Source organism: Sphingobium sp. CCH11-B1, assembly GCF_001556865.1.
In the GTDB taxonomy this organism is placed as follows: Bacteria; Pseudomonadota; Alphaproteobacteria; order Sphingomonadales; family Sphingomonadaceae; genus Sphingobium.
Window position 1 is genome coordinate 1 of record NZ_LSJY01000111.1, and the last position, 10,565, is coordinate 10,565.

The following is a 10,565-nucleotide window of genomic DNA, read 5'->3' on the forward strand; positions in this document are numbered from 1 at the left end:
CCAATGCCGCCGCAACCGGGCATAGATGATGCTGGTCAGGCCGAATTCGGCCGAGATGGTGAAATTGCCGAAGGCGACGAGCAGCAGGAACGCCTGGAACTCCGCGATCGGCAGCACGCGCACGAACACGAAGGTCACGGCAAAGCCCCAGACCATCACGATGCCGACATTGGCCAGCTTCACCAGCGCAAGGATGCGGGCGGACCCCTCCAGCCGGCCCGGCCCCTCGCCCCCCCGGCGGCTCACTCGCGCGCGGCTCCCGCCGGCTTGCGCGCGCGGAACAGCCGGTCGTCCAGCGCGTGGAAATGGCGCACATCGGGATCGATGGAGGCTGCGTCGATCTCCTCCAGGTCGAAACCCGCCGCGCGGATGCGGTCGGCGAAGTCCGGGCCATATTGGCGCACATGGTCCCATTGGCCAAAGCGCCGCTCGCGCTCGCGCGGGGACATGGCGAAACTGCCGTCCTGCGTCGGCTTATCCCATAGCGGCACGATCAGCCACGCCTCCCCGCCCGGCTTGAGCGCCCGGTGGATGTTGCGCAGCACCGCGCCGTCATCGGGCACATGCTCCATCACATGGCTGGCGTAGAAGAGGTCGTACCGGCCCTCCTCCGCCATTTCCATGAGGTCGATGCGCCGCATTCCGGGCACCGGATAGATTTCCGGGTGCAGGTCGGCGGGCACATAGTCGGCGGCGATCGAAAAGCGGCGAACCAGGCTCGCCTCATTGGGCGCGACATGCAGCACGGCGCCATCGGCCGGCACGTTCAGCCGCTCCTGCCCGATCAGCCAGTTCATCAGCCGTTCGCGCGGCGACGCGTTGCATTCGGGGCATCCCCACTCGCCATTGTCGCCATAGCGGAAAAAGCCGACCACAGTCGCGCCGCATGCCGGACAGCCACGATTGCGGCGCGCGCCCATCGCCTTGCGGACCTTCAGCAGTCCTTTCGTCAAATGCTTGCCGGCGGCCTTCGCCACCCGCTGGACAGTAATCACCCGATGCTCCGCTGCGCCATGCTCATGGCCCGCGCTATACTATAAGCCGTACATTTTGCGAGCGCTTATGCCAGCAGCTCCCGCACCAGCTCCGGCACCAGCAGGCTTGCGGGGCCGAGCCGGCTTTCATGGAAATACAGGCTTCCCGCAGACGGATCGAGGTTCAGCTCCAGCGTGCGCGCGCCATGATGCCGCGCCGTCTGAACGAAGCCGGCGGCGGGATAGACCGCGCCCGACGTGCCGATCGACACGAACAGGTCAGCGTCCTGCAACGCTGCGTCGATCTCGTCCATCCGATAGGGCATCTCTCCGAAGAAGACGATGTCGGGCCGCAACGCGGGCCTGCCGCACCCGTCGCATGTGCTTCCAGGCGGCAGCGCCGCTTCCCAGGGCGCGGCCTTGCCGCATGCTGCGCACAGCGCCGATTTCAGTTCGCCATGCATGTGGATCAGCCGTTGCGCCCCCGCCCGCTCGTGCAGGTCGTCGACATTCTGCGTCACGATCAGCAGTTCTCCGCCCCACGCCCGGTCGAGCGCCGCCAGCGCCTCATGCGCGGCATTGGGCGCGACCTCCTTCAGCTTCGCCCGCCGCTCGTCATAGAAACGGTGCACCAGCGCCCTGTCCCGCGCCAGTGCTTCGGGCGTGCACACATCCTCGACCCTGTGCCCTTCCCACAGTCCGTCCGGCCCGCGAAAGGTCGCCAGCCCGCTCTCCGCCGAAACCCCCGCGCCGGTCAGGATGACGATGTTGTGAATGTCCCGAGTCATGCCGTGACGATAGCGGCGGGAACGGGCGGCGGGAATGGGCAGGTGACGAAAGGGGATGACGGCAAAGCCACGACGATAGGAACGTCCCCTGTCGCGTTTCGGCCGGCGTGTCGCACGAATGCTTATCGAAAACTTTACCGGCCCTCCGCTAGAGCCATGGGCAAAGACCATAGCCGGACATCATTTCATGCGCTTTCCCCATGCCCTGCTCCTGTTCCTTGCGGTGGCGAACCCGCAGCCCGCCTTCGCGCAGGTGGCGGTCGCGGACAGCGGCGACACCGGCTGGATGATCCTGTGCGCATTGCTGCTGATGCTTGCCGCGCTGCCGGGACTGATGCTGCGCTTTGCGGGACAAGTGAACGTGCGCGGCGCCCTGTCTGTCGCCGCGCAGATCGCCGCCGTCGCGGGCGTCGTGTCGCTCGCATGGGCCATTGCAGGGTACAGCCTTGCCTATGCGCCCGGCGACAGCTGGCTGGGCGGCGGCGCGAACCTGATGCTCGCCAATCTCGGGGCATTGCGCGACGGGCTGACCGTGCCCGAATCGGCCTTCGTCCTGTTCCAGCTCGCCCTTGCCCTGCTCGCGGCCGGGCTGATGGTGGGCGCGGTGGCGGAACGCACCGCGATCGGCTGGTGGATCGCCTTCGCGCCGCTCTGGCTGCTGCTCGTCTATGCGCCCGTGGTCCACGCCGTCTGGAGCGGCGGCTGGCTGGCGGACCTCGGCGTCATGGATTTTGCCGGCGGGCTGACCGTCCACGCCACGGCCGGATTTTCCGCGCTGGCGCTGGCCCTCATCGTTGGCGGCCGCCGCGAAGGGACGCAGCCGGGCCATGCCCCGCTCCTCGCCCTCACCGGCGGCGCGCTGCTGTGGATCGGCCTGTCCGGCGCGGTCGGCGGCTGGGCGCTCGGCGCGACCGACGACGCGGCGACCGCCATCCTCAACCATCATTTCGCTGCCTGCGCGGGCGCGCTTTTCTGGGCGCTGCTCGACCGGCTGCTTGCGCGGCGGAGCAGCGCCACCGGCATCCTGTCGGGCGCGCTGGCCGGGATCGCCGCCATCTCCGCCTCCGCCGCGCTGGTCGGGACCGGCGGCGCGATACTGATCGGCGCCATCGCCGCGATCCTGTGCCGCCTCGCTGCGTCGGTTGCGGGCAAATGGGTGGACGATGCCGCGCAGATCTTCGTCATCCACGGCGCGGCCGGCGTGCTGCTGCTGCCGGTCTTCGCCCTGCCGATCATGGGCGGCGTCGGGTTCGAACAGAATGTCAGCCTGACAGGCGCGCTCGCCGCGCAGGGCATCGGCATCCTCGTGGTCGCGCTCTGGGCACTGGTCGGCAGCGCCATCGCGGCCCTCATGGTGTCGCTGCTCATCCCCATGCGCGTCAGCCCGCAGGCCGAAACGGAGGGGCTGGATGCCGCCCAGCACGGCCAGCAAAGCTGGGATTTCCGCTGATCCGATGACGGTCCCGCCGCCCTCGCCTCCGGCGTCCGTCGCCGTCGCCATCTTCGCGCATCAGGAGGAGCGCCGGATCGGCCGCTGCCTCGCCTCGCTGCCGCTGGATCGGCCGGACACGGTCTTCCATGTCCTGGTGAACGGCTCCACCGACAGGACCGCCGAACGCGCGAAAGCAGCCGCGGGCGGGCGCGCCAACATCTTTGTCCACGACATCGTTCAGGGCGGCAAGTCGCGCACCTGGAACCACGCTGTCCACAGGCTGCTGACCGGCCGGGAAAGCACCGTCATCTTCATGGATGGCGACGCGGAGATCGTCGCCGGGTCGATCGATGCGCTGGTGGCCGATCTGGCCGCGAACCCCGCCGCCAACGCCGCTGCCGGGCTGCCGATGAACGGGCGGATGGCGGCCGCCTATCAGGCCGGGCTGCGCGCGGAAGGCGGCCTGTTCGGCGATCTCTATGCGCTCTCCGGCCGCTTCGTCGCCGCCATTCGCGACCGGGGCCTGCGCTTGCCCGACGACCTGATCGGCGACGACGGGCTGGTGGCGAGCTGGGCGCACACGGACCTTCAGCCGGACAGCCATTGGGTGCATGACCGGGTGCTGGCCTGCGACGGGGCGGGTTTCCTGTGTGAACAGGTCAGCCTGTTCCGCCCCGCCAGCTGGCTGATGCAATATCGGCGGCTCACCAGCTATTCGGTGCGATTCTTTCAGAACCGCATCCTGTCCGACATCATGACGCGCGAGGGGCCGGATGGGCTCCCCGCGCGTCTTGCGAGCCTTTACGGCGAATGGCTGCCCCGCTGGCGCCCGCGCCCCGGCCTCACCGGCTGGTTCGACCGGAAAGCGCTTCAGCGGATGCGCAAGGCGGCCAGTTAACGGTCGCGGCCAGCGAGTTCCTTGTTCACATACAGCGCGATCATCGTCGCCACCGCGCCCGAAAGCAGATACACGCCCGACGCCGCCAGCCCGAACTTGACCGACAGCAGCAGCGCGACCAGCGGCGCGAAACCAGCGCCCACCAGCCAGGCAAGGTCGGAGGTCAGCGCCGAACTGGTATAGCGCGCCTCGGTCGCGAAGTTGGACGCGACCACGCCCGACGACTGGCCGAAGGCAAGGCCCAGCAGCATGAAGCCCAGGATCATGAACGCCACTTCGCCCAGGTCCCCGCCGTTCAGCAGCAGCGGCGCCATCACGCTGAACACCGCGATGCCGCCCGCCGACCAGCCGAGCAGCGAGCGGCGGCCGATCTGGTCGGCGATGAAGCCCGATACGACGATCGCCAGCAAGCCCACGGACGCGCCGATCATCTCGATGATGAGGAAGCGTTCGATCGGCTGATTGGTGTAGAGCGCGACCCAGCTCAGGGGAAACACCGTCACCATGTGGAACAGTGCGAAGCTGGCCAGCGGCGCGAAGGCGCCGATGATGATGTTGCGCCCCTCCGCCTTCAAGGTCGGCAGCACGGGCGAAGGCACCAGGTCACGCTGTTCGAACAGCCGCGCGAACTCATGCGTGACGACGATGCGCAGCCGCGCGAACAGCGCCACCACGTTGATCGCGAACGCCACGAAGAAGGGATAGCGCCAGCCCCAGCTGATGAAATCCTCCGGCGACAGATTGAGCAGGAAGAAGGCGAACAGCCCGCTCGCCACCAGCAGCGCCAGCGGCGCGCCAAGCTGCGGCACCATCGCATACCAGCCGCGCTGGTGCTGCGGCGCATTCAGCGACAGGAGCGAGGCAAGCCCGTCCCACGTGCCGCCCAGCGCGATTCCCTGCGCGGCGCGCAGGATGACCAGCACTAATGCAGCATAATGGCCAATCGTCTCGTAACCCGGTAGGAAAGCGATGGCCACGGTCGAACTGCCCAGCAGGAACAGCGCGCCGGTCAGCTTCGTGCCGCGGCCATAGCGGCGGTCGATCGCCATGAAGACCAGCGAACCGATCGGGCGGGCAATGAAGGCCACGGAAAAGATGGCGAAGGAATAGAGCGTGCCGGTCAGGGCGTCCACATAGGGGAAGACCAGGCTGGGGAATACGATCACCGACGCGATGGCATAGACGAAGAAATCGAAGAATTCGGAGGTGCGACCGATGATCACACCGATGGAAATATCACCTGGCGCAATCGCATGGTCGCGCGCGTTGATCTTGCGCGCGTCATCCTCAAGTGGCGTGGAGGTGAAGGCAATGGCCCCAGAATTCATAGGCATCCGCTCCTTGGCTGGGCCGCCGACGCGGTTTGCTCGTCTGCCAGCGGCCAGGGAAAGGCAACATAACAGAAAACCGCCAGAGTCTAAGCAGTATCCCACCCCCTTAATAATTTTTGCGTCCGCACAGAATGGGACAAATTGCCCACTGGCCGACTCTGTAAAGAGGGGGTAGGCGCGCGCCATGTCACAGCCACTCTCTCCCAACCGGATCAGGCTTTTGCGCTGGTCGGCCCCGATTCTGGCGGCGCCCCTTGCCGGGTGCAACTGGGTCGTGATGAACCCCTCCGGCGATATTGCGCTGCAACAACGCGACCTGATCCTGATCTCCACCGCGCTGATGCTGCTCATCGTGCTGCCGGTGATGGCGATGGTCGTCTGGTTCGCGATCCGCTATCGGGCCGGCAACCAGGCGACCGAGAAGGACTATGACCCGGACTGGGATCACAGCACCAAATTGGAGCTGCTGATCTGGTCGGCGCCGCTGCTCATCATCATCTGCCTCGGCGCGCTGACCTGGGTCAGCACTCACAAGCTGGACCCCTATCGCCCGCTCGACCGCATCGACGCCGGGACCGCCATCGATCCAAAGGCGAAGCCGCTGGTGGTGCAGGTGGTGGCGCTCGATTGGAAATGGCTGTTCATCTATCCTGAACTGGGCATCGCCACCGTCAACGAACTGGCGGTCCCGACCAACGTGCCCGTTCGCTTCGACATCACCGCATCGACCGTGATGAACAGCTTCTACGTGCCGGAACTGGCTGGCCAGATCTACGCCATGCCCGGCATGAAGACGCAGCTCAACGCCGTCGCCAACCGGCCGGCGTCCGGCAAGGGCCTGTCCGCCAACTATTCGGGCGCGGGCTTCACCCACATGCGCTTTAACTATCAGGCGATGGACCGGGCCGGCTTCGACAAGTGGGTCGCGCTGGTCAGGGCAAGCAAGGTGCCGCTCGACCGCACCCTCTATCTCTCCCTCGCCAAGCCCAGCGAAAAGGCGCCGGTCGCCTATTTCACCGCCGCCGACCCCAAGCTGTTCGACGCGGTCGTCAACCTCTGCCCCCGGCCCGGCCAGCGCTGCATGGCCGAACTGATGCATGTCGACATGATGGGCGGGGCGGGCAAGGAATCCGCGCGTGACACGCGTGGTCTGCAATATGACTTTCCCGAAAGCCATGTGATCGAACAGACCGACCAGAATAAGGGGCAGGAAACCGCCCCCGACGCACCCGGTGCGCACGGCGCGCCGTCCGCCGATCCCTCTTCCCATGGCGGCGCGCACGCGCACGCCCAGCATCGGTAAGGCCCATGACTGGCACAATGACAACGACACAGATGATCTTCGGACGTCTGACCTGGGATGCGTTCCCATGGCATGAACCCATCGTCGTCGCGACGTTCGGCGCGGTGGTGCTGGGCGGCGTGGCGCTGGTCGGGGCGCTCACCTATTTCAAGCTCTGGGGCTATCTCTGGCGCGAATGGTTCACCAGCGTCGACCACAAGAAGATCGGCATCATGTACATGGTGCTGGGCCTCGTCATGTTCCTGCGCGGCTTTGCCGACGCGATCATGATGCGCCTGCAGCAGGCGATCGCCTTCAACGGGTCGGAAGGCTATCTGAACGCCCACCACTATGACCAGGTGTTCACCGCCCACGGCGTCATCATGATCTTCTTCGTGGCGATGCCCTTCATCACCGGCCTCATGAACTATATCGTCCCGCTCCAGATCGGCGCGCGCGACGTCAGCTTCCCGTTCCTCAACAATTTCTCCTTCTGGATGACGACGGGCGGCGCGGTGCTGGTGATGTGCTCGCTGTTCCTGGGCGAATTCGCGCAGACCGGCTGGCTCGCCTACCCGCCATTGTCGGGCATCGACTATAGTCCGGCGACCGGCGTCGACTATTATATCTGGGCGCTGCAGGTGGCAGGCGTCGGCACGACATTGTCGGGCATCAACCTGATCGCGACCATCATCAAGATGCGCGCGCCGGGCATGTCCCTCATGAAGATGCCGGTCTTCACCTGGACCTCGCTCTGCGCCAACGTCCTGATCGTCGCCTCCTTCCCGATCCTCACCGCGACGCTGGTCCTGCTTTCGCTGGATCGGTATGCCGGCACCAACTTCTTCACGAACGACTTCGGCGGCAACCCGATGATGTACGTGAACCTCATCTGGATCTGGGGCCACCCGGAAGTCTATATCCTCATCCTGCCGCTGTTCGGCGTCTTCTCGGAAGTCACCTCGACCTTCTCGAACAAGCGCCTCTTCGGCTACACCTCCATGGTCTATGCGACCTGCTGCATCATGGTGCTCTCCTACCTCGTGTGGCTGCACCACTTCTTCACCATGGGGTCGGGCGCCAGCGTCAACAGCTTCTTCGGCATCACGACGATGATCATCTCGATCCCGACGGGTGCGAAGCTCTTCAACTGGCTGTTCACCATGTATCGCGGCCGGGTCCGTTTCGAACTGCCGATGATGTGGACGGTCGCCTTCATGCTGACCTTCACGGTCGGCGGCATGACCGGCGTGCTGCTGGCGGTGCCGCCTGCGGACTTCGTGCTGCACAATTCGCTGTTCCTGATCGCGCATTTCCACAATGTCATCATCGGCGGCGTGCTGTTCGGCCTGTTCGCGGCGATCAACTACTGGTGGCCCAAGGCGTTCGGCTTCAGGCTGAACCAGTTCTGGGGGCATATCAGCTTCTGGTGCTGGAATGTGGGCTTCTGGCTCGCCTTCGGCCCGCTCTACGTCATGGGCCTGATGGGCGTGACGCGCCGGATGCGGGTGTTCGACGATCCCTCGCTGCAGATCTGGTTCGTCATCGCCGCCATCGGTGCTGCGACCATCGCCGTGGGCATCGGCGCGATGCTGATTCAGTTCGCCGTCTCCATATGGAAGCGGGACGAACTGCGCGACCTGTCGGGCGATCCGTGGAACGGCCGTACGCTGGAATGGGCGACCAGCTCGCCCCCGCCGGAATATAATTTCGCCTTCACGCCGGTCGTCTATGATGGCGACACCTGGGCGGACATGAAGCGGCACGGCTACAAGCGTCCGACGGCCGGCTTCCAGCCGATCCATATGCCCAGCAGCACGGGCACGGGCGTCATCCTCGCTGCCCTCGCCACGCTCTGCGGCTTCAGCCTCATCTGGTATATCTGGTGGCTTGCGGGCTTGAGCTTCATCGGCATGATCGCGGTCGCCATCGGCCACACCTTCAACTACAAGCGCGACTTCTACATCCCCGCGGATGTCGTGACGCGCACCGAGGAAGCGCGCACGCGCGCCCTCGCGGCGGGAGCCTGACTGATATGAGCAGTGTAGCTGCACCGGCGGAACCCAGGGCCTATCACCTGGCGCAGGAACCGCACCTCCATGAAGGCCACAGCACCATGCTGGGCTTCTGGATGTACCTGATGAGCGACTGCCTCATCTTCGCCATCCTCTTCGCCACCTATGCGGTGCTGGGCGGCAACTATGCCGGCGGGCCGGGGCCCAAGGACCTGTTCGACCTGCCGCTGGTGGCGCTCAACACCGCGATGCTGCTCTTCTCCTCCATCACCTATGGCTTTGCCATGCTGGCGATGGAAAAGAACAAGGTCAGCGCGACCCAGGGCTGGCTGTTCGTCACCCTGTTGTTCGGGGCTGCGTTCCTGTCCATCGAACTTTATGAATTTGCGCACTTGATCCATGAGGGCGCGGGTCCGCAGCGCAGCGCCTTCCTGTCGGCCTTCTTCACGCTGGTCGGCACCCACGGGCTGCACGTCACCTTCGGTTCGATCTGGCTGATCACGCTGATGGTGCAGGTCGCGCGCAAGGGGCTCATCTCTGCCAACAAGCGCCGCCTGATGTGCCTTTCCATGTTCTGGCACTTCCTCGACGTCATCTGGATCGGCGTCTTCACCTTTGTCTATCTGATGGGAGTCCTGCGGTGAACGATGCTGTCCATCCCCATGGCGGGCATGACCATGCCCATCATGACGATCATCACGACGCCGGCGCGCATGGCAGCTTCGGCAGCTACATGATCGGCTTTGGCCTGTCGGTGATCCTGACGGCCATCCCCTTCTGGCTCGTCATGTCCGGCGTGCTGGGCGACCCGCGCCTCACCGGCTTCGTCATCATGGCCTTCGCCGCGGTGCAGGTCGTCGTCCATATGATCTACTTCCTGCACATGAACACCCGGGTCGAAGGCGGCTGGTCCTTCATGGCGATGATGCTGACGCTGGTGCTGGTCGTCATCACCCTGTCCGGCTCCATGTGGGTCATGTATCATCTGAACAGCAACATGATGCCGCACGCGCAGCAGGACATGGGCGACATGAACATGGACATGGGGTCGACGCAGGAAATGCGCACCATGGACGATATGGGCGGGCACGATATGGGTGGGCACAACATGAGCGAGATGCCGTGACATCTGCGGGGTCCGGCGGGCGCCGCCGGCGCTCCCGATCGGCCTGACGTCGATCGCCCTGCTCCTCTTTTCCGGCTTCGCCGCGCTTGGCATCTGGCAGGTGCAGCGCCTGGGCTGGAAACGTGACCTGATCGCCCGGGTCGACGCCCGCATCCATGCCGCCCCCGTCCCCGCACCGGATCGCGCCGCCAGGGCAGACGAATATCGCCGGGTCGCGACCAGCGGGACGTTCCTTCACGACAAGGCTGCGCTGGTCCAGGCGTCCACCATGCTCGGCCCCGGCTTCTGGCTGCTGGCCCCGCTGCGTCGCCCGGATGGCAGCATCGTGCTGGTGAATCGCGGCTTCGTTCCCGACCGCCGCACAGGTTATGACCGGCCGGCGGGCAATGTGCGGGTGACGGGCCTGCTGCGCCTCTCCGAACCGGGCGGCGGCTTCCTGCGCGACAATGATCCCGCCGCCGACCGCTGGTATTCACGCGATGTCGCCGCCATCGCCCGGTCGCGGGGCGTGAAGGCGATTCCCGACTATTTCATCGACGCGCAGGCATCTCCCTCGCGCCAGGCCTATCCCGTCGGTGGCCTCACCGTCGTGCGCTTCCCCAACAATCACCTGCAATATGCGATCACCTGGTTCACGATGGCGGCGATGACTGTCGCGGGCTATATCCTGGTCCTGCGCAGGACCGCGAAGGACGGCGACCGGTGAAGACTGCCCGTAC

At 65.6% G+C, this 10,565-nt stretch carries 10 protein-coding genes and 1 pseudogene; 7 read left to right on the forward strand and 4 right to left on the reverse strand.

Annotated elements, in window-relative coordinates:
- From AX724_RS11610 to AX724_RS11620, 3 genes and pseudogenes are all read right to left on the reverse strand, one after another.
- Positions 1-213: pseudogene (locus AX724_RS11610) on the reverse strand (hypothetical protein); the annotation flags it as partial.
- A gap of 29 nt (positions 214-242) precedes the next feature.
- Positions 243-995, reverse strand: coding sequence for a class I SAM-dependent methyltransferase (locus AX724_RS11615; protein WP_066766428.1), 753 nt, complete (start codon positions 993-995; stop codon positions 243-245).
- A 65-nt stretch (positions 996-1,060) separates the two neighbouring features.
- The gene (locus AX724_RS11620; protein WP_066766448.1) at positions 1,061-1,762 is read right to left on the reverse strand and encodes an NAD-dependent deacylase; all 702 of its coding nucleotides are present in this window, start codon (positions 1,760-1,762) and stop codon (positions 1,061-1,063) included.
- A 187-nt stretch (positions 1,763-1,949) separates the two neighbouring features.
- Between AX724_RS11620 and AX724_RS11625 the strand changes: the two genes are divergently transcribed.
- Complete coding sequence (locus AX724_RS11625) at positions 1,950-3,212, forward strand: ammonium transporter (protein WP_066766430.1); 1,263 nt, start codon at positions 1,950-1,952, stop codon at positions 3,210-3,212.
- A 4-nt stretch (positions 3,213-3,216) separates the two neighbouring features.
- On the forward strand, positions 3,217-4,092 hold the full coding sequence (locus AX724_RS11630) for a glycosyltransferase family A protein (RefSeq protein WP_066766451.1): 876 nt from the start codon (positions 3,217-3,219) through the stop codon (positions 4,090-4,092).
- Here AX724_RS11630 and AX724_RS11635 read toward each other — a convergent pair.
- The gene (locus AX724_RS11635) at positions 4,089-5,420 is read right to left on the reverse strand and encodes an MFS transporter (RefSeq protein ID WP_066766432.1); all 1,332 of its coding nucleotides are present in this window, start codon (positions 5,418-5,420) and stop codon (positions 4,089-4,091) included. The two genes, AX724_RS11630 and AX724_RS11635, sit on opposite strands and share 4 nt — an antisense overlap.
- 187 nt (positions 5,421-5,607) lie before the next feature.
- On the opposite strand from AX724_RS11635, the gene cyoA reads away from it, so the two are divergent.
- The 5 genes from cyoA to AX724_RS11660 are packed head-to-tail and all read left to right on the forward strand — an operon-like array spanning position 5,608 to position 10,552.
- Complete coding sequence (gene cyoA / locus AX724_RS11640; protein WP_082733495.1) at positions 5,608-6,726, forward strand: ubiquinol oxidase subunit II; 1,119 nt, start codon at positions 5,608-5,610, stop codon at positions 6,724-6,726.
- Positions 6,727-6,731: 5 nt separating this feature from the next.
- On the forward strand, positions 6,732-8,735 hold the full coding sequence (gene cyoB / locus AX724_RS11645) for a cytochrome o ubiquinol oxidase subunit I (protein WP_066766434.1): 2,004 nt from the start codon (positions 6,732-6,734) through the stop codon (positions 8,733-8,735).
- A 5-nt stretch (positions 8,736-8,740) separates the two neighbouring features.
- Positions 8,741-9,364, forward strand: a complete 624-nt coding sequence (gene cyoC, locus AX724_RS11650; RefSeq protein ID WP_066766444.1) for a cytochrome o ubiquinol oxidase subunit III — start codon at positions 8,741-8,743, stop codon at positions 9,362-9,364.
- Positions 9,361-9,846 carry a cytochrome o ubiquinol oxidase subunit IV gene (gene cyoD, locus AX724_RS11655; protein ID WP_082733496.1) on the forward strand — a complete coding sequence of 162 codons (486 nt, stop codon included), beginning with the start codon at positions 9,361-9,363 and terminating at the stop codon, positions 9,844-9,846. Before cyoC ends, cyoD begins: the two co-directional genes overlap by 4 nt.
- 1 nt (position 9,847) lies before the next feature.
- Positions 9,848-10,552 carry an SURF1 family protein gene (locus AX724_RS11660; RefSeq protein ID WP_066766446.1) on the forward strand — a complete coding sequence of 235 codons (705 nt, stop codon included), beginning with the start codon at positions 9,848-9,850 and terminating at the stop codon, positions 10,550-10,552.
- Positions 10,553-10,565: the final 13 nt, after the last annotated feature.